The sequence below is a fragment of the Faecalibacterium longum genome, assembly GCF_040094125.1.
Lineage (GTDB): Bacteria > Bacillota > Clostridia > Oscillospirales > Ruminococcaceae > Faecalibacterium > Faecalibacterium longum.
In genome coordinates this window covers 1-19,367 of sequence record NZ_JBBNIH010000091.1, presented here as the reverse complement: position 1 = coordinate 19,367, position 19,367 = coordinate 1, and the positions used below count along the sequence as shown (strand labels likewise).

18 protein-coding genes are annotated in these 19,367 nt (G+C 60.6%); 5 read left to right on the top strand and 13 right to left on the bottom strand.

Annotated elements, in window-relative coordinates; all coding sequences use genetic code 11:
* The 3 genes from AAAU26_RS02735 to nrdG all read left to right on the top strand — a co-directional run.
* On the top strand, positions 1 to 188 hold a 188-nt coding region (locus AAAU26_RS02735; RefSeq protein WP_349180908.1), incomplete at its 5' end, for a hypothetical protein.
* 280 nt (positions 189 to 468) lie between these two features.
* Positions 469 to 2,640, top strand: coding sequence for an anaerobic ribonucleoside-triphosphate reductase (nrdD, locus tag AAAU26_RS02730; RefSeq protein ID WP_227619473.1), 2,172 nt, complete (start codon positions 469 to 471; stop codon positions 2,638 to 2,640).
* Between the two features lie 111 nt (positions 2,641 to 2,751).
* Positions 2,752 to 3,309, top strand: a complete 558-nt coding sequence (nrdG, locus tag AAAU26_RS02725) for an anaerobic ribonucleoside-triphosphate reductase activating protein (RefSeq protein ID WP_207677588.1) — start codon at positions 2,752 to 2,754, stop codon at positions 3,307 to 3,309.
* A 60-nt stretch (positions 3,310 to 3,369) separates the two neighbouring features.
* On the opposite strand, the gene AAAU26_RS02720 is transcribed toward nrdG, so the two are convergent.
* Complete coding sequence (locus tag AAAU26_RS02720) at positions 3,370 to 4,947, bottom strand: RecQ family ATP-dependent DNA helicase (protein WP_158396022.1); 1,578 nt, start codon at positions 4,945 to 4,947, stop codon at positions 3,370 to 3,372.
* Positions 4,948 to 5,167: 220 nt separating this feature from the next.
* On the opposite strand from AAAU26_RS02720, the gene AAAU26_RS02715 reads away from it, so the two are divergent.
* Complete coding sequence (locus tag AAAU26_RS02715) at positions 5,168 to 6,196, top strand: glycosyltransferase family 2 protein (protein WP_227619472.1); 1,029 nt, start codon at positions 5,168 to 5,170, stop codon at positions 6,194 to 6,196.
* A 102-nt stretch (positions 6,197 to 6,298) separates the two neighbouring features.
* Complete coding sequence (locus tag AAAU26_RS02710) at positions 6,299 to 6,457, top strand: hypothetical protein (protein ID WP_227619471.1); 159 nt, start codon at positions 6,299 to 6,301, stop codon at positions 6,455 to 6,457.
* Between the two features lie 56 nt (positions 6,458 to 6,513).
* Here the strand turns inward: AAAU26_RS02710 and AAAU26_RS02705 are convergent, their stop codons facing one another.
* The 12 genes from AAAU26_RS02705 to ruvC form a co-directional block, all read right to left on the bottom strand.
* On the bottom strand, positions 6,514 to 8,814 hold the full coding sequence (locus AAAU26_RS02705; protein ID WP_227619470.1) for an ATP-dependent Clp protease ATP-binding subunit: 2,301 nt from the start codon (positions 8,812 to 8,814) through the stop codon (positions 6,514 to 6,516).
* 24 nt (positions 8,815 to 8,838) lie between these two features.
* Positions 8,839 to 9,534: a hypothetical protein gene (locus AAAU26_RS02700; protein ID WP_227619469.1), complete on the bottom strand. Its 696-nt coding sequence runs from the start codon at positions 9,532 to 9,534 to the stop codon at positions 8,839 to 8,841.
* A gap of 15 nt (positions 9,535 to 9,549) precedes the next feature.
* On the bottom strand, positions 9,550 to 10,782 hold the full coding sequence (locus AAAU26_RS02695) for a DUF5711 family protein (protein WP_227619468.1): 1,233 nt from the start codon (positions 10,780 to 10,782) through the stop codon (positions 9,550 to 9,552).
* A gap of 77 nt (positions 10,783 to 10,859) precedes the next feature.
* Positions 10,860 to 11,615 (bottom strand): tRNA pseudouridine(38-40) synthase TruA, encoded by a 756-nt coding sequence (gene truA, locus AAAU26_RS02690; RefSeq protein WP_227619467.1) that lies wholly within the window; start codon positions 11,613 to 11,615, stop codon positions 10,860 to 10,862.
* Between the two features lie 211 nt (positions 11,616 to 11,826).
* Positions 11,827 to 12,642, bottom strand: a complete 816-nt coding sequence (locus tag AAAU26_RS02685) for an energy-coupling factor transporter transmembrane component T family protein (protein WP_158396011.1) — start codon at positions 12,640 to 12,642, stop codon at positions 11,827 to 11,829.
* On the bottom strand, positions 12,636 to 13,556 hold the full coding sequence (locus AAAU26_RS02680; RefSeq protein WP_227619466.1) for an energy-coupling factor transporter ATPase: 921 nt from the start codon (positions 13,554 to 13,556) through the stop codon (positions 12,636 to 12,638). Before AAAU26_RS02680 ends, AAAU26_RS02685 begins: the two co-directional genes overlap by 7 nt.
* Positions 13,557 to 13,571: 15 nt before the next feature.
* Positions 13,572 to 14,411 carry an energy-coupling factor transporter ATPase gene (locus AAAU26_RS02675; protein ID WP_227619465.1) on the bottom strand — a complete coding sequence of 280 codons (840 nt, stop codon included), beginning with the start codon at positions 14,409 to 14,411 and terminating at the stop codon, positions 13,572 to 13,574.
* A 194-nt stretch (positions 14,412 to 14,605) separates the two neighbouring features.
* On the bottom strand, positions 14,606 to 15,481 hold the full coding sequence (locus tag AAAU26_RS02670; RefSeq protein ID WP_158396005.1) for a class I SAM-dependent methyltransferase: 876 nt from the start codon (positions 15,479 to 15,481) through the stop codon (positions 14,606 to 14,608).
* A gap of 32 nt (positions 15,482 to 15,513) precedes the next feature.
* Complete coding sequence (gene glmM, locus AAAU26_RS02665) at positions 15,514 to 16,869, bottom strand: phosphoglucosamine mutase (RefSeq protein WP_227619464.1); 1,356 nt, start codon at positions 16,867 to 16,869, stop codon at positions 15,514 to 15,516.
* Between the two features lie 14 nt (positions 16,870 to 16,883).
* A complete protein-coding gene (gene ruvB / locus AAAU26_RS02660) occupies positions 16,884 to 17,939 on the bottom strand; it encodes a Holliday junction branch migration DNA helicase RuvB (protein ID WP_227619463.1) in 1,056 nt (351 codons plus the stop codon).
* Positions 17,940 to 17,942: 3 nt separating this feature from the next.
* Positions 17,943 to 18,554: a Holliday junction branch migration protein RuvA gene (ruvA, locus tag AAAU26_RS02655; protein WP_015565234.1), complete on the bottom strand. Its 612-nt coding sequence runs from the start codon at positions 18,552 to 18,554 to the stop codon at positions 17,943 to 17,945.
* Positions 18,555 to 18,564: 10 nt separating this feature from the next.
* Positions 18,565 to 19,077: a crossover junction endodeoxyribonuclease RuvC gene (gene ruvC, locus AAAU26_RS02650; RefSeq protein ID WP_227619462.1), complete on the bottom strand. Its 513-nt coding sequence runs from the start codon at positions 19,075 to 19,077 to the stop codon at positions 18,565 to 18,567.
* Between the last annotated feature and the right edge of the window lie 290 nt (positions 19,078 to 19,367).

Genomic DNA, 19,367 nt, shown 5'->3' with positions numbered 1-19,367 from the left:
TTTTCGCTTTACTTCCAGCTGGGACTCAGAAGTCATTCTTTTGTCTCAGCGCTTGGCGCTCAAGTATAATACCATACACCGGGCCGGATGTCAACACTTTTTTGCAAGTTTTTTCAGGTTTTTTCGTGCTGGCTCAAATCAGCTTCATCCTCCTGTATTCTTCAGGCAAAGTCTTTTGTCTTTTATAATGTATTATATAAGGGGGTACAGTATAGACAATGGCCTTTATTACCCCGCGGAAAGCACTACTTCCTTTGCGCAGATTGTCAAGAGGTTTCGTCTCAAATTTTGTTCCGGAAATTTTCCTCTATTTTTGGCGAAAGCTACAAAACACAAAATGTAGTGGTTCTTCCATTGACATATCACTAAATAGTGATATGATAGTATCAACGACCAATGAGAGTTGCGGGTGCCTCTTGTATCAGGAGACACCCGTTCACACTGTATACGCGAAACAGGAGGAGCGCTATGAAGATCATCAAACGCAACGGTGCGGAAGTGCCTTTTGATATTACCAAGATCATCACCGCTGTTACCAAGGCCAGCGATTCGGTAGGCGGCAAGGCCCGTCTCTCCCGGGAGCAGATCACTGACATCGCCGCAGCTGTGACCGACCAGTGTCAGGCACTCAACCGCGCTGTCAGCGTGGAAGAGGTACAGGATATGGTGGAAAACCAGCTCATGGACATCAAGGCCCATGACATCGCCCGCCACTATATCACCTACCGCTATATCCAGAGCCTCAAGCGCCAGACCAACACCACCGACGAGCGCATCCTGAGCCTCATCGAGTGCCAGAACGAAGAAGTCAAGCAGGAGAACGCCAACAAGAACCCCACCGTCAACAGCGTCCAGCGCGACTATATGGCCGGTGAGATCTCCAAAGACCTGACTGCCCGCCTGCTGCTGGACCCGGAGATCGTTAAGGCGCATCAGGAAGGCCTTATCCACTTCCACGACTCCGACTATTTTGCCCAACACATGCACAACTGTGACCTCGTCAATCTGGACGATATGCTCCAGAACGGCACCGTCATCTCCGGCACCTATATTGAGAAGCCCCACAGTTTCTCCACCGCCTGCAACATCGCCACCCAGATCATTGCACAGGTGGCTTCCAACCAGTATGGCGGTCAGAGCATCAGCCTGACCCATCTTGCCCCCTTCGTGGACGTCTCCCGCAAGAAGATCGCTGCCGAGGTCGAGGCCGAGATGGAGGGTCTGGATGTCTCCGCTGAGCGCAAGCGTGAGATCGTGGAACGCCGCCTGCGCAGCGAGATCAACCGCGGCGTCCAGACCATCCAGTATCAGGTCGTCACCCTCATGACCACCAATGGCCAGGCCCCCTTCATCACCGTGTTCATGTATCTGGGCGAAGCCCGCAATGCGCAGGAGAAAGCCGACCTCGCCATCATCATCGAGGAGACCATCCGTCAGCGCTATCAGGGCGTGAAGAACGAGGCCGGTGTCTGGATCACCCCCGCCTTCCCCAAACTCATCTATGTGCTGGAAGAGGACAACATCCACCCCGGTGACCCCTACTACTACCTGACCGAGCTGGCTGCCAAGTGTACCGCCAAGCGGATGGTCCCCGACTACATCTCCGAGAAGAAGATGCTCGAGCTGAAGGTAGACAAAAACGGCGAGGGCCACTGCTACACCTGCATGGGCTGCCGCAGCTTCCTGACCCCCTATATTGACCCTGAGACCGGCAAGCCCAAATATTATGGCCGCTTCAATCAGGGCGTCGTGACCATCAACCTGGTGGACGTGGCCCTCAGCTCCGGCGGCAACTTTGATAAGTTCTGGAAGATCTTTGACGAGCGTCTGGCCCTCTGCCACCGCGCTCTGCAGGCCCGCCACAAGCGCCTGCTGGGTACCCCTAGCGACGCCGCCCCCATCCTGTGGCAGTACGGCGCATTGGCCCGCCTCAAGAAGGGTGAAAAGATCGACAAGCTGCTCTTCGGCGGCTACTCCACCATCAGCCTCGGCTACGCCGGCCTGTATGAGTGCGTGAAGTATATGACCGGCAAGAGCCACACCGACGCCGGCGCAAAGCCCTTCGCCCTCAGCGTGATGCAGCACATGAACGACAAGTGTAACGAGTGGAAGAAGGCCGAGAACATGGACTACTCCCTCTATGGCACCCCGCTGGAATCCACCACCTACAAGTTCGCCAAGTGCCTGCAGAAGCGGTTCGGCATCGTACCCGGCATCACCGACAAGAACTATATCACCAACAGCTACCATGTCCATGTCTCCGAGCACATCGACGCCTTCACCAAGCTGAAGTTTGAGAGCGAGTTCCAGAAGCTGTCTCCGGGCGGTGCCATCAGCTATGTGGAAGTCCCCAATATGCAGGACAACCTCGAGGCGGTCATGAGCGTGCTGCAGTTCATCTACGACAACATCATGTACGCCGAGTTGAACACCAAGTCCGACTACTGCCAGTGCTGCGGCTACGACGGCGAGATCAAGATCGTCGAGGACGACGGCAAGCTGGTGTGGGAATGCCCCAAGTGCGGCAACCGTGACCAGAACAAGCTGAATGTCGCCCGCCGCACCTGCGGCTATATCGGCACCCAGTTCTGGAACCAGGGCCGGACGCAGGAGATCAAGGATCGGGTGTTACACTTGTGACCCTCTCAGGCGCTTCGCGCCATCTCTCCCAAGGGGAGAGCCATTGGCAAGCTACCCAAGCACAAAAAAATTGCAAGGCAAAGCAGTGTGCTCTGCTTTCAGGTCTGATTTATGAACTACGCGACTATTAAATATTACGACATCGCCAACGGGCCGGGCGTCCGCACCAGCGTCTTCGTTTCCGGCTGCCGCCACCACTGCCCCGGCTGCTTCAATGAGGTGGCATGGGATTTCGGCTATGGCCAGCCCTTCGACAAGCCCGTCCGCAACGAGGTGTTCGCCTCCTGCAAGCCGGACTATATCACGGGCCTCTCCCTGCTGGGCGGCGAGCCGATGGAGCCGGAGAACCAGCGGGAGCTGGTGACCTTCGTGCAAAATTTCAAAGCCCTTTACCCGAAGAAAACGGTCTGGTGCTACTCCGGCTACACCTGGGAGCAGCTGACCGGCAAAGTCCCCTGCCACGCGCGGTGCGAAGTCACCGACGAGCTGCTGAGTCTGCTGGATGTGCTGGTGGATGGCCGCTTCGTGGAGGCTGAGCACGACATCTCCCTCCGCTTCCGGGGCAGCCGGAACCAGCGTCTGCTGGATGTTCCCAAGTCCCTTGCCGCCGGGCAGCCGGTGTGGTGGCAGGACGAAAAAGTGTTCTCCACCCATACGATGGAACGATAAACAAAAAGCGCAGATTTTCCACAACGAGCCTCTCCGCTCGTGGAAGATCTGCGCCTTTTCTTATTCTCTGCTTCCCACCATATCCTCAATGGCCCGCAGGAACGCCATGCCATAGCGGGCGGCTTTCTTTTCGCCGACGCCGGTGATGTTCAAAAACTCGTCCATGCTCAGGGGCTTGCTCTGGACCATCTCGCGGAGGGTCGCGTCGCTGAACACCATGTAGGCCGGAACATTCTGCTTCGCCGCAAGACGCTTGCGGAGGGCGTAGAGCGCGGCCAGCAGCTTCTCGTCTGCCTCGCTGAGGTCGCCGCCGGCAGCAGCACGGCGGGCCGACAGCCGCCGGGAGTTGGCCGCGGCCCTCTGCTTTGCGGCGGCAGCGCGCTGTTCCACCTCCTGCGCATTCTGCTCGGCAAAGAGGCAGCAGGAACAGTTGCCACACTTTTCAGGTGCGGCCTCGCCGAAATAGTTCAGCATGAACCGCCGCAGGCACTTCTGGGTGGTGGAGTAGAAAGTCATATACTTGAGCCGCTCTTCCGCCTTGCGGGCCGCCTCGGCCTTGACGTCGGCGGGCAGGCCGTTGTCCGCCTCCATCTCTTTGTCGATGAAGAAGCGGATGGTTCGCACATCCGTACCGGAATAGAGCAGGATGCAGCGGGACGGCAGACCGTCGCGGCCCGCGCGGCCCGCCTCCTGATAGTAGCTTTCCAGATCCTTGGGCATATTGTAATGGATGACGAACCGGACGTTGGGCTTGTCGATGCCCATGCCGAAGGCGTTGGTCGCTACCATGATTTGAACGCGGTCGTAGAGGAAGTCGTCCTGATTCTTCCGGCGCACCTCGGCGTCCAGCTTGGCGTGGTAGGCCGCTGCCCGGATGCCCCGGCTCTGGAGCAGGCGGGCCGTCTCGTCCACCTGCTTCGTAGTGCTGCAATAGACGATGCCCGCGTTGTCGCCCTCCCGGAGCACAAGGTCCAGCAGCTCCTTCGGCTTCTGGCTGGGCAGGGCGCGGCGCGTCTCGAAGTAGAGGTTGGGCCGGTCGAAGCCGGTCGTCACCTCATAGGGCTGATGGAGCTCGAGGTGGCTGCGGATGTCGTCCCGCACCCGGGCCGTCGCCGTGGCCGTGAACGCGCCCACCACCGGGCGATTCGGCAGACTGTCCACGAACTCCTTGATGCGCAGATAGCTGGGGCGGAAGTCCTGCCCCCACTGGCTGATGCAGTGGGCCTCGTCCACCGTCACCATGCTGATGAGCTTTTCCTGCGCGAAGCGCTGGAAGCCCGGCATTTCCAGCCGCTCCGGGGCCACATAGATGATCTTATACCAGCCCTCCCGGGCGCGGCGGAGCATGAGGGCCTTCTGGTTGTCGGTGAGGCTGTTGTTGAGGAAAGCCGCCGCCACACCGGCCTGCACCAGCGCCCCCACCTGGTCCTTCATCAGGCTGACCAGCGGCGACACCACGATGGTGATGCCCGGCAGAAGCAGCGCCGGCACCTGATAGCAGATGGATTTGCCCGCACCGGTGGGCATCACCGCCAGCACATCCTGCCCGTCCAGCAGCCGCCGGACGATGTCCTCCTGTCCGGGGCGGAAACTGTCGTAGCCAAAAACTTTTTTCAAGATAGAATGCGGGTCTGCCATGGGTGCCTCCTGCGTTTTTCAAATCTGTATCCGTATTATTATAGCACAGCCCGGCCCGAAATGGTATCAGATCGCTCTTCTGTCGTCGTTTTCTGGCAGGTATTTGCTGGTGTTCCTAGCTTTTTGTGCGCGAAAATGCTATAATAAGAATACATATCTCCATCTCCGGTCCATTTTGTTCTGAACATGGCCGGGCAAGCACGATAAGGAGCTTATTTTTATGCAACAGAAACTCATTACTTTTGCCGTCCCGTGCTACAACTCGGCGGCATATATGCGCCACTGCATCGAAACGCTGCTCTCCGCCGGGGAGCAAGCTGAGATCATCCTCGTGGACGACGGTTCCGTGAAGGACGAGACCCCGGCCATCTGCGACGAGTACGCTGCCAAGTACCCCACCATCGTCAAGGCCATCCACCAGGAGAACGGCGGCCACGGCGAGGGCGTCAACCAGGGCATCCGCAACGCCACCGGCCTCTACTACAAAGTCGTGGACAGCGACGACTGGCTGGACACCGACGCCCTCCAGAAGGTGCTGGCCCGCCTGCACACCCTCGTGACCCGCGGCACCGCCCCCGACCTCATGATCTGCAACTATGTCTACGAGCACACCGAGGACGGCACCAGCCACACTGTGCGGTACACCAACATCTTCCCGCAGGAGCGTCTGTTCACCTGGATGCACGTCGGCCACTTCCGCCCCGACCAGAACCTGCTGATGCACTCAGTCATGTACCGCACTGAGGTGCTGCGCAAGTGCGGCATGGTGCTGCCCAAGCATACCTTCTACGTGGACAACATCTTCGTCTACCAGCCTCTGCCTTTCGTCAAGACCATGTATTATATGGACCTTGACCTTTACCGCTACTTCATCGGCCGTGCCGACCAGAGTGTCAACGAGAGCATCATGGTCAAGCGCGTGGACCAGCAGCTCCGCGTCACCAAGCATATGATCGACTGTCAGGACCTCGACGCCCTCAAAGGCGAGAAGAAACTGCGGACCTATATGCTCCACTACCTCTCCATGATGATGGCCGTCAGCGACATCTTCCTGCTGCTGGACGGCAGCGCCGAGGCGAAAGAAAAGCAGAAGGGCCTGTGGCAGTATCTGCGCGAGCACACCAGCGCCGCAGTCTACCGCTCCATCCGCTTCGGCTTCGGCGGCGTGACCAATCTGCCCTTCCCCAAGGGCGACGCCATCGTGGTGGGCGGCTACCGCATCGCACGGAAGATCTTCAAGTTCAACTGAATTCACGATTGTTGCATACAACAGGGTCACTGCGCAGGCAGCGGCCCTGTTTTTTTGCCCTTTTCGGCCATTTGTTAAGGAATCTTCAATTTTGCCGCCTGAATGGTGCGCAACGTCGTGCTCTTCTCGGTGCTGGTGTATGAGCTGGTAGGCCCCACCCTCACCAAGCTGGCGCTGACCGCCGCCGGCGAGATCATCCCCGAGGGCCGCACCAATGCCCGTATGGCCAACAAGCCCGAGTTCCCTGTCTCCCTCGACTAAGTCTGCCTATGACAAACGGCACTCCGAACTGCTTCGGAGTGCCGTTTCTGTTTGCTTTACTTTAAGATGACTTCACCATTTTCGGCATCCACCGTCAGGCTGCCGCCCGCTTTCAGGGTGCCGTCGATGATGCGCTCGGCGGCGGGGTCCTCCACAGCCTTGCGGATGACGCGGCGCAGGTCGCGGGCGCCGAACTTGCCGCCCTGACTCTTGGCCACGAGGGCAGAGAGAGCCGCCGGAGTGTAGCTGTAAGCGATGCCCTTGGCCTCCATGCTGGGCTTGTACTCATCCAGCATGAGAGCCGCGATGCCTTCCAGCGTCTGCTGGCTCAGCGGCTTGAAGGCGATGACCTCATCCACACGGCCAAGGAACTCAGGCCGCAGGAACTGGCTCAGAGCCTTGCGGGTCTTTTCCTCACTCAGCTGTTCCTCGCTCTTGTTGAAGCCGAGGCCGGAGGTCGTCTTGTCGCCGCTGCCGGCGTTTGAGGTCATGCAGATGACCGTATTGGAGAAGTCCACCGTCCGGCCCTGTGCATCGTTGATCTTGCCCTCGTCGAGGATCTGGAGCAGGATGTTCATAACGTCGGGGTGGGCCTTTTCGATCTCATCGAACAGCACCACGCTGTAGGGGCGGCGGCGCACCTTTTCGGTGAGCTGGCCGGCCTCTTCGTAGCCCACATAGCCCGGAGGCGAACCGATCATGCGGGACACCGCATATTTCTCCATATACTCGCTCATGTCGAGACGGATGAGCGGGTCGGGGCCGTCGAAGAGCTGGTTTGCCAGCTGCTTGACCAGCTCCGTCTTGCCGACACCAGTGGGGCCGACGAAGATGAAGCTTGCGGGGCGGCGGCGGCCCGACAGGTCGGCGCGGCTCCGCTTGACGGCCTGTGCCACCAGATGGACGGCCTCGTCCTGACCGATGATCTTCTTTTTCAGCTCGGCTTCCAGCCCGGCCAGTTTGACGAACTCCGTCTCCTGGATCTTCACCGCCGGGATGCCCGTCCACAGCTCAATGACCTTTGCCACATCGTCCATGGTCACTTTTATCTCACTGGCAGCAGCCTGCTTTGCGGGCAGCTCTGCCTCGAGCTTGGCGATGCGGGTCTTCCGCTCGGCCACCTGCTCATAGTCGATGGCCTCATTGACGTCGGAGGACTCCATGTCTGCCTCTTCCTGTCTGAGGCCGTCCAGCTCCTTCTGCATCTCGAGATACTCCGAGATGACCGGGTGGGCGAGATTGCAGCAGGCGCAGGCTTCGTCCAGCAGGTCGATGGCCTTATCGGGCAGGTAGCGGTCCGTGATATACCGCTCACTGAGGGTGACGATGGCGCTCAGCACATCGGCATCCACCTGCACATGGTGGTGCTCCTCGTAATACTTCTTGATGCCGTTCATGACGGCCAGCGTATCGGCCACGCTGGGCTCTTCCACGCGGACGGGCTGGAAGCGGCGCTCAAGGGCCTGGTCCTTCTCGATATACTTGCGGTACTCGTTGAAGGTGGTGGCGCCGATGACCTGTATCTCACCGCGGGAGAGGGCAGGCTTGAGGATGTTGCCCGCGTTCATGGCACCCTCGCTCTCACCGGCGGAGGTGATGGTGTGGATCTCGTCAATGAACAGGATGATGTTGCCAGCGGCCTTGACCTCGCTCAGCAGGCCCTTGACCCGCTGCTCGAACTGGCCGCGGAACTGGGTGCCGGCCACGAGGCTGGTCAGATCCAGCAGGAAGATCTCCTTATCCTTCAGACCCACAGGGACATTGCCCTTGGCGATGCGCTCCGCGATGCCCTCGGCAATGGCCGTCTTGCCGACGCCCGCCTCACCGATGAGGCAGGGGTTGTTCTTCTGGCGGCGGCTCAAAATCTGAATGGTGCGGTAAATCTCGCGGTCGCGGCCCACGATGTCGTCGAGCTTGCCCTCCCGGGCTTTGCTGGTCAGGTTCTCGCAGTAGGTGTCGAGGAATTTGCGGCGGGGCGGCTTCTTGCCGTTCTTCTGGGCCTTTTTGCTGTTTCCGGCATCACCCTCCGCCTTGACGCCCAGCGGGAAGGTAGCGCTGGAGCCGGGGACAAGGTCGTCGTCCCCTTCGTTCTCCTCGCCGCCCATGGGCTGGCCCATATTCATCATGAGGGAGAGGGGGTTCGCGTCCCCCATCTCATCCATCATGCTCTCCATCCGGTTTTCCATGTTATCCATGTCCTCGTCGGACATACCGAACTGCTTCATCAGGTCTTCCACCGGCTTGATGTGCAGCTCACGCGCACAGTGCAGGCAAAAGCCCTCATTTTTCATCTGGCCGTTCTCCATCCGCTGGACGAAGATGATGGCCGGACGTTTCTGACAGCGATTGCAGACCATATAGGTTCCTCCTAAAGCTCCCCTTTACAGGAAGGGGTTGAACAGATTGAATGCTTTATAGTAAAGGCTGCTGCTCATGACCGTATCGTTCAGGACGGTCAGATTGCCGCCGGTGATGACGATGACGGCCCACACCACACAGAGCACCAGATAGATGTCCATGGTGCTGGCGACACAGCCGGTGACCCAGCCCAGCCAGCGGTTGACGGTGCCGATGACCGGCAGCCGGTTGACGAGGCCCAGCACGGTGACCAGCATACTCACCAGCATCCGCAGCAGGGCAAAGGCCACGAAAAAGAGCACGACCGAGATGACCGGCGTGAGCAGCGGAGCCAGCACCTTCTGGACGATGGCGTCCGCCAGCACCACGGCGTTGTCGCTGAGCACAGCCGAGATGGAGCGCTCGCAGGTCTCCACGATGGAGGCGCGGAAGCTCTCGGGCAGAAAGCCCGCGTACTTGTCCGCGATGCCGGTCAGGTCCACGACCCCTCCGGCCGAGATGCTCTCGGCGATCTGGGTACGGAAGCTCCCGGCCAGAAAGCGCTGGAACACCTCGGCAGCGGCCCAGCCCGAAAAGACCCGGGCGCCCACGAGGCTGAAGACATTCCCGCCCAGCTGGACACTGGCTGCGAGAAAGCCCTTGCGGGCATAGCGCACAGCCAGAAGCAGCCAGACCACGGTACATACTATATCAAAAAGAAATGACGGATTCTTGAACATACCTTGTTTTCCTTATTATGTATTGCTTTGAGCGTTGTTTTCCGCCGCAGACGGGGTCAATACCTGCACCGTATTGCCGCAGAAGACCAGCAGCTGCCTGCGGTCGGCCAGCAGACCCTGTGGGCGGGCCGAAAGGCTCTGGGTCCACTGGGAGGTGCCGTCGGTGGAAAGGCACTCCACGCCTGTATCGGTGAGCAGATAAAAGGTGTCTCCTGCCCGGACGATGCGGTTGGACGCCTGCACCTGCGTGGTGTTCTCGACGCCGAGGTCACGGCCCAGCATCACGGCCTGACAGAGCTGGCCGGAGGCCAGCAGAAGGGCAGTATTGCCCGAAGCGTCCACCGAGATGTCGCGGAGGGTCTGCCCGGTAAAGTCATAGGCTGCCTGCTCGCCGCCCGATGCGTTGTAGAGGACAGCGCGGCTGTCGCAGACGGCCAGGATGCTCTGGGAACCGGTCCAGCTCAGCCACTGGGCCGCGCCGCTTCCGCTGCCCACCAGCATGGGGTCGCCCTGCGCCAGGGTGACGACATAGAAATTCGTGACCATCTGGCCGCCGTTTACCGTCACCGCCGCCACTGCCAGCCGCCGCCCATCCGGCGAAAAGGCCAGCCGCAGCGGGGTGCCGTCGGCGATGGTGAGGCTCCAGCTCAGCAGCTGCTCCATTGAGGACGAGTAGACCCGAAGCCGGGCCGCGCTGCCGGGGTCCTCTGTGACGACGGCCAGTGTGCCGTTGTCGGCCATGGCACAGAGGGTGATGCTGTTCTCCATCGTCTTGGTGTAGAGGTTCTGGGTTCGGCTCTCCACCCGCAGCTCATTGCCCGAGCGGTTGTAGAGCACAAAGCGGTTCTTGCCCACAGCCAGCGCAGGGCGGGCGTAGCCGCTCTGGATGGAGTTGAGCCGGGTGCCGGTGCGGGACCAGACCACGCACCCTTCCTCGCCCAGCTCCACAAAGCTGCTGTTCATGGAGGCAAGCTGTTTCACCTCCATAACGCCGGTCTGCTGGGGCCAGCCCGTGCCGGGGAAGAGCAGGATGCGGGCGGTATCGGCCCAGTCCTTGGCCATGGCAACAGAGCTGCCCACGATGCCGGTGGTGAACAGCACCACCAGCGTCAGCGCCACGACGATGAGTGCCGTGCGGCGGATGCGCCGGTTCCGCACCCGCTCGCGGGCCTGCTCGAGGTATTCGACCCGTCCCGCCGAAAGCGGCTCGTCCGACACAGGCCGGGTGCCGCGCTGTCTTTTTCTCATACTCTCCTGTCCCCTTTGTTCAATGACAGTGCTCCCAAAGGGGCGTTTTCCCTCCGGGAGCATCGGTCATGTTTGCGTTATTCTATGGGCGTGTCGTAGTCCACGCTCTTGAGGAAAAGCCCTTTCGCCGCCAGCGTCGGCCCAGCGTTTTTGCGGTCGCGGCTGGCGAGGATGCCCGGCACGGCCTCAGTCGCAAGACGCCCCGAACCGGCCTCACAGAGGGTGCCTGCAAGGATGCGCACCATGTTGTAGAGGTAGCCGTCCGCCGTCACCGTGATGTCGATGTCGTCGCCCCGGCGCTGAACGTCACAGGCCGTGATGGTGCGCACAGTGTCGCCGTGAGCCGCAGCCGAGCTGCCCGAGGCACAGAGGGCGAGGAAATCGTGCTTTCCCACAAAATACTGCGCCGCCTGCTGCATCTTATCGGCATCCAGCCGCCCCGGCACTTTGGTGTAATACCGCGCTGCAAAGGGCGAGTCGATCGGGCTGTTGTGGATGCGGTAGAGATAGGTCTTGGTGTGGGCCGCATAGCGGGCGTGGAAATCGTCCGGCACCACCCGCGCTTCCAGCGCCCGGATGTCCGGGGGCAGATGCTGGTTCAGCGCCAGCGGCAGCTTTGCCGCCGGGATGCGGGTGTCGGCGTGGAAGTTGAGCATGAAGCCCAGCGCGTGGACGCCGGCGTCGGTGCGGCTGCAGCCCTTGATGTCGGGCCGACAGCCCAGCACCGCCTCCAGGGCGTCCTGAAACACAGCAGCTACGCTCCGCCCGTTGGGCTGCACCTGAAACCCGCAGTAGTTCGTGCCGTCGTATGCTAAAGTAAGAAGATAATTCATCAATGAAATTACAACTTTCCCGTCCGTATCATTCAAAATCGGAGAAACGAGAAAAAAGCGTTTAGCGAAGCGGCTAGCTTTTTTCCGTTTCGACATCCTCTTTGGGATTATCAAGGGCGAGCAGCCCTTGATTCGTGGATCCAGCGCGTCGAAATCGCTGGTGGTTTTCTGGTTCTCTTTTGACATCAAAAGAGAACATATCTATCGCACTTTAGAAATTCGGGAACACCAATCTCGAAGCGAGGATCACCGCAAAACACGCAATGCAGACTGCAAGGTCGATGTAATCCTGCTTTTCGCACCGCAGCACCTTGAGGCGGGTGCGTCCGTCGCCGCCGCGATAGCAGCGGCACTCCATAGCCATGGCCAGCTCGTCGGCGCGGCGGAAAGCCGAGATGAACAGCGGCACCAGCACCGGGACCAGCGCCTTGATGCGCTCGGTCATCTTGCCGTTGTCCAGCTGCGCACCACGGGCTTTCTGGGCGTTCATGATCTTGTCGGTCTCCTCGATGAGGGTAGGAATGAACCGCAGCGCGATGCTCATCATCATGGCCAGTTCATGCACCGGGAAGTGGAGCCTGCCAAGAGGCTTGAGCAGCTGCTCGATGGCGTCCGTCAGGACGATGGGACTGGTGGTGTAGGTCAAAAGGCTCGTGCCTGCGATGAGGGCCATGACGCGCACCGCCATCAGTACAGCATACCGGATGCCCTCCGCGTAAACGGTCAGAAATCCGAGCTTGAACACCGGGTCGCCCTCGCCCGAGACAAAGAAGAGGTTCAGCACCGCCGTAAAGACGATGATGGGGAAGATGGGCTTCAGGCTCTTGAGGATGAGCTTGAAGGGAATTTTCGCTACCGCGTACATCACGGCGAGGAAAATCAGCGAAAGCGCAAGGCCCAGCGGGTTGGACGCCGCAAAGAGCAGCACGATATACAGGATGGTCAGCACCAGCTTGAGCCGGGGGTCAAAACGATGGACGAGGCTGTTGCCGGGGAAGTGCTGGCCGATGGTAATATCTCTCAGCATTCGGCTGCACCCCCTTTCTGATCATCATTCCGGGGTAAGACGAGGGTCTCCCCTGCATCCCGCCGGGCTTTTGCCGCCAGGATCATCTTGACGGCGTAGGGGATGGTGTAGACGTCCGCCGGGACGTCCACGCCCATCTCCCGCAGCTTGAGGAAGATCTTCGTCACCTGCGGCACGGAGAGGCCCAGTTCCAGCAGCTCGGGAGCGCGGGCAAAGACCTTCTCCACCGTGTCGTACATGGCGATCTTCTTCCGGCTCATCACCAACACCTTGTCGGCGTACTTAGCAATGTCCTCCATGCTGTGGGAAACCAGAAGCACCGTGGTGCCGGTCTTTTTGTGGTAGTCCTTCACCTCGGACAAGATCTCATCCCGTCCCTCGGGGTCGAGGCCGGCCGCGGGCTCATCCAGAACGAGGATACGGGGCTTCATGGCCATAACGCCCGCCACGGCTACGCGGCGCTTCTGTCCGCCGGACAGCTCAAAGGGGCTGCGCTCCAACAACGCTTCATCAAGGCCGACGAATTCTGCCGCCTCGTGGACGCGCTTATCGACCTCCGCCTCGTCGAGGCCCATATTCTTCGGGCCGAAGGCGATGTCCTTATAGCATGTTTCCTCAAAGAGCTGGTACTCCGGGTACTGGAACACCAGACCCGTCAGGAAACGGAAATCCCGGATCTTTTCCGGTTCGGCCCAGAGGTCGCGGCCATCAATGATGATCTTGCCGCTGGTGGGTTTGTTCAGACCGTTCATGTGGGTGATGAGGGTGCTCTTGCCGGAGCCGGTGGCTCCGATGATGCCTACGAAATCGCCCTCTTCCACCTCAAAGCTCACGTCGTCCAGCGCGGTGACTGCGTTCGGCATACCGGGGTTGTAGACATAGCTCAGGTGTTCTACTTTGATAATGCTTGCCATGTTTCCGTCCCCCCCTTACTTCAGCAGCTCATACAGAGCCTGTGCGCACTCGCCGGTGTCGATGATGCCTTCGGGCATGGGGATGCCGGCCTTGACCAGCTCATCCCGCAGCCCTGCGGCCTGCGGCACGTCGAGGCGGAGAGAACGGACTTTTTCGGTCTGGCTGAACACCTCTTTCGGGGTGCCTTCCATCACCACATTGCCCTGGCTCATCACCAGAACACGGTCGGCCTGCGCGGCCTCTTCCATGTAGTGGGTGATGGACACAACGGTGATGCCCAGATCCTTGTTGAGGTGGTGGATGGTCTGCATCACCTGCTCACGGCCGCAAGGGTCGAGCATGGCGGTGGCCTCGTCGAGGATGAGACAGTCGGGACGCATGGCGACGACGCCCGCAATGGCGACGCGCTGCTTCTGGCCGCCCGAGAGGTTGTGGGGTGCGCGCTCCCGGAACTCGTAGATGCCCGCCATCTTCATGGCGTCATCAACGCGGCGGCGCATCTCTTCCGGCGGAACGCCGAGGTTTTCCAGCGCGAAAGCCACGTCTTCCTCTACCACCGTGGCGACGATCTGGTTGTCCGGGCTCTGGAACACCATGCCCACGGTCTGGCGGATGTCATAGAGCTTGTCATCATCGGCGGTGTCCATGCCCTCGACGTACACCTTGCCCTCCTCCGGCAGGAGGATGGCGTTGAAGTGCTTGGCAAGGGTGGATTTGCCGCAGCCGTTTGCGCCCAGCACGGCCACGAACTCGCCCCGCTTGACCTGCATGGAGACGCCGTTGAGCGCGTAGCCGGGCTGCTCCGAGTCGTAGCGGAACTTTAAGTTTTCTGCTGTCAGTATCGTTTCACTCATTTGTTTTCTCTTTCTGGTGGTGCGCCCCTCTGAAAGGGGCTGTACCCCATTCTTAGATGTTAACCTCTCCGTCAATGCTTCGCATTGCCACCTCTCCTATCGAGGAGAGGCCTTGGCATTCCGTAAAGCTTTATCTCTTCGCCAGAGGCTCCCCTCGGTAGGGGAGCTGTCGAGCGATAGCGAGACTGAGAGGTTTATTCTTCCCAAATCGCCGTCGCGCCGCAGGGAACGACGCCGCCGGTGGCGGAGACGGGCAGGCCGATCTCGTCGCAGCTGGTCTTTCCGCCAAAGCGGGGGATCAGCGTCGTCTTGAGCATATACTCCATGACGGCGGGCGAAAGGCCGGTGGTATAGCTGTTGACCGCAAAGAAGAGCGGCTTGTCGCTCAGCACCTCTTCGCACTGGCTGATGAGGTCGTAGATGCAGTCTTCCAGCTTCCAGATCTCGCCGCCGGGGCCGCGTCCATAACTCGGCGGGTCCATGATGATGCCGTCGTAGGTGTTGCCGCGGCGCTTCTCGCGGGCGACGAACTTGGCGCAGTCGTCCACCAGCCAGCGGATGGGCCGGTCGGCGAGGCCGCTGGCGGCGGCATTGTCCTTGCCCCATGCGACGATGCCCTTGGAGGCATCCACATGGCAGACGGTAGCGCCCGCCGCCGCACAGGCCAGCGTTGCACCGCCGGTGTAGCCGAAGAGGTTCAAAACTTTAATGGGCCGGCCTGCGGCGCGGATCTTCTTGGCGTACCAGGCCCAGTTGACGGCCTGCTCCGGGAAGACGCCGGTGTGCTTGAAGCCGGTGGGGCTGACGATGAGGGTCAGCTTATCCTCCCCTTCTCCACAGGTGATCTTCCACTTTTCGGGCAGACGGCGGCGGTACTCCCACTCGCCGCCGCCCTGATTGGAACGGTGGTAAACGGCGTCCGCCTTGGCCCAGAGGGGGCTCTGCTGGGGCGTCTTCCACACCACCTGCGGGTCAGGCCGGACAAGCAGCGTCTCGCCCCAGCGTTCCAGCCGGTTGCCGTCGGTGGCATCCAGCAGCTCGTAGTCTTTCCATGTATCTGCAGGGCGCATATGCGTCCTCCTTCCTGCTTTTTATCTCTATCTTAACCTTCGATGATTCGCTCGTTGATTTTATCCACGATGCGCTTGGCGCACAGGTCGATGGCCTCGAGGTCCTGGCCCTCCACCATGACGCGGATCTTCGGCTCAGTTCCGGAGACGCGCACCAGCACACGGCCCATGTCCATCAGCTTCTGCTGCTCGTTCTCGATGAAGTCGGCCAGCACCTTGTCACCCTTGTAGGCGGCCTTCTGGGCGGCGTTGGCCACCACATTCACCAGCACCTGAGGGTACTGGGCGTAAATGCCGTTCAGCTCGCTCATCTTCTTGCCACTCTCGGCCAGCAGCTTGAGCAGCTTGCCGGCGGTCAGCTCACCGTCACCAGTGGTGGCGTGGTGGAGCAGGATGACGTGGCCGCTCTGCTCGCCGCCGATGGCATAGCCGTTCTCCCGCATGTTCTCGAGAACATAGCGGTCGCCGACGGCGGTCTTCTCGGTGTGGATCCCCTGGCACTCCATAAACTTGATGAAGCCCAGGTTGGACATGACGGTGACGACCGCAGTATTGCCGTCCAGACAGCCCTTTTCCTTCATGTTCATGGCCAGCAGGGCGATGACCTTGTCGCCGTCGATCTCCTGACCCTTCTCGTCGCAGGCGAGGCAGCGGTCCGCGTCGCCGTCAAAGGCGATGCCGCAGTCAAAGCCGCCCTCGATGACAGCCTTTTCCAGATTGTCCAGATGGGTGCTGCCCACACCGGCGTTGATGTTCTTTCCGTCAGGCTCCACGCCGATAAAGGTACACTTTGCGCCCAGACGGGGGAACAGCTGCCGGGCTACTGCTGCAGAGGCACCGTTGGCGCAGTCGATGCAGACGTTCAGGCCGGACAGGTCGCCGTTGATGGACTCATACAGGTGGTCAGCGTAGTCCTTGATGCCGTCGGTGCGGTAGGTCACGCGGCCCACATCGTCGCCGGTGGCCAGCTTGAGGCCCGCGCACTTATTGTCGATGTAGGCTTCAATTTCGTTCTCCACCTCGTCCGGCAGCTTGTAGCCGGTGCTGGCGAAGATTTTGATGCCGTTGAATTCCATCGGGTTGTGAGACGCCGAGATGACCACGCCGGCGTCGGCATTGTACTTGCGCACCAGATAGGCCACGGCGGGAGTGGGGACGACGCCCAGACTCTCGACGTCCGCGCCCACGCTGCACAGACCGGCGGTCAGGGCAGCTTCCAGCATATCACCAGACTGGCGGGTGTCCTTGCCGATGAGGATACGGGGCTTGTGGCCAGTGCTGCTGGTCAGCACAGCGGCAGCGCCGCGTCCGATGAGCATCGCCATCTCACAGGTCAGGTCTGCACCAGCCACGCCGCGCACACCGTCGGTACCAAAATACTTTCCCATAGTAAATACCTCACTTAAAATAAGCTCTGCTGTCCATTGTCCTCGGCGCTGTCGCTCTCAGGCGCTTTCAGGCCGAGATGCTCATAAGCCAGCCGGGTGGCGCAGCGGCCTCGGGGCGTCCGGGTCAGAAAGCCCATCTGCATCAGGTAGGGCTCACACAGGTCTTCCAGTGTCACGGCCTCTTCGCCGAGGGCTGCGGCCAGTGTTTCCAGACCCACCGGGCCGCCGTTGTACATTTCAATGATAGCGCGGAGCAGGCTGCGGTCCAGTTCGTCCAGACCCAGCGCGTCCACGTCCATCCGCTTGAGGCTCAGCAACGCCACATCCCGGTCGATGATGCCGTCGCCCAGCACGGTGGCAAAGTCGCGCACACGCTTGAGGAAGCGGTTCGCCACACGGGGCGTGCCGCGGCTGCACTTAGCCAGCTCATAAGCACCCTCGGGGGTGATGGGCTGGTCGAGGATGCCCGCCGAGCGGATGATGATATTGCTCAGCTCGTCGGGGCTGTAGAGCTCCAGCTTGAGCAGCACGCCGAAGCGGTCGCGCAGAGGGCCGGTGATCTGGCCCGCACGGGTGGTCGCACCCACCAGCGTGAACCGGGGCAGATTGATGCGGATGCTCTGGGCGCTGGGGCCTTTGCCTATCATAATATCCAGCGCGTAATCTTCCAGTGCCGGGTAAAGCACCTCTTCCACCTGCCGGGAGAGGCGGTGTATCTCGTCGATGAAGAGGACGTCGCCCTCCTGCAGATTGGTCAGCAGGGCGGCGAGGTCGCCGGGCTTTTCGATGGCCGGGCCGCTGGTGATGCGGATCTGCACCCCCATCTCGTTGGCGATGATGCCCGCCAGCGTCGTCTTGCCCAGACCCGGAGGGCCGTAGAGCAGGATGTGGTCCATGGGCTCGCCCCGGCGCTTGGCCGCTTCGAGATAGATTTTCAGGTTCTGCTTGACCTTTTCCTGTCCGATGTAGTCCTCCAGATGCTGGGGGCGGAGGTTGTTTTCCTCGCTGTCCGCCGTCGTCATCCCGGGCTGCATCATTTTTGCGCCATAGAGCGCGGTATCGTCCTGCATCGTTTACCTCCTGCCCGCCATGCTGCGCAGCGCCAGCTTGATGATCTCTTCCACCGGGAGCGTACCGTCGATCTTGGAGACGGCCAGCGCGGCTTCGCTCTGGCTGTAGCCCAGCGACACCAGCGCGGCGATGGCCTGTCCTGCCCCCTGTGCGGCGGCGGTGTCCGAAGCAGCGCCTGCCACGTTTTCCAGGTCGATGCCGGCGGCAAAGCCTTTGGCGACCTTATCTTTCAGTTCCAGTACGATGCGCTGGGCCAGCTTGGGGCCGACGCCGGACGCGGCCTTGAAGGCTTTGTGGTCGCCCGCCGAGATGGCCAGCGCCACACGGTCGGGCTCCATGACGCTCAGGATGGCAAGCCCCACTTTCGCGCCCACGCCCGACACCGAGGTGAGCAGCTCAAAACAGGCCTGCTGCTCCTCGCTGGCAAAGCCGTAGAGGCTGACATCGTTCTCGGTGACGTTCATCACCGTATAGATGGTGGCTTCGTTCCCCACGCCGGGCAGCGCACCGGCCACGCTGGCCGGACACTGGGCGTAGTACCCCACGCCGCCGCAGCAGATGACCACAGCGTTCAGGGTCTTTTTGATGATCTTTCCGGTTAAGCTGTATATCATAATAACAACCTCAAATCGGCCCCGGCACACGCCGTACAAAGCGGTTGAGCTGGCTGCCGTTGGTGTGGCAGAAGGTGATGGCCATCGCCAGCGCGTCGGCGGTGTCGTCGGGCTTCGGGATGGCGGGCAGATGCAGCAGAATGCGGGTCATCTCCTGCACCTGCTTTTTCACGGCTTTGCCGTAGCCGGTGACGGCCTGCTTGACCTGCATCGGGGTGTACTCGTAGATCGGCAGACCCGCCTGCGCCGCCGCCAGCAGGATGACGCCGCGCGCCTCGGCCACGCCGATGACGGTGGTCTGGTTGTGCTGGTAGAACAGCTTTTCAATCGCCAGCACCTCCGGCTGCGTCCGCTCGATGACGTCCTTGACACCCGCATACACCTCGTCCAGCCGCCGCTCGAACGGCACGCCGGCGTCGGTACACACTGCGCCAAAATCCACCGGTGCAAAGCGGTTTCCCGTGTAATCCACCACGCCCCATCCCACGATGGCGTAGCCCGGGTCGATGCCCAATACTCTCATTCTGCGATACCTTTCCTATTGTAATCATCTTATTATAGCACACCTATAAAAAAGGGGCAACGATAACCTTTTAACTCCCAGCCTTCGCCCGCTTTCCCGCCCCTCCGGCAGAGGCGTCCCGGCCAGCCCTGGAAAGATTTTTTGAAGATTTTTGCAAAAAGGGCTTGATTTTTATTCCATCCTATGCTATCATAATTGAGCTGACTACAGCAAAACAGAATATGGACGGTTAGCTCAGCTGGTAGAGCATCTGCTTGACGTGCAGGAGGTCACAGGTTCGAGTCCTGTAC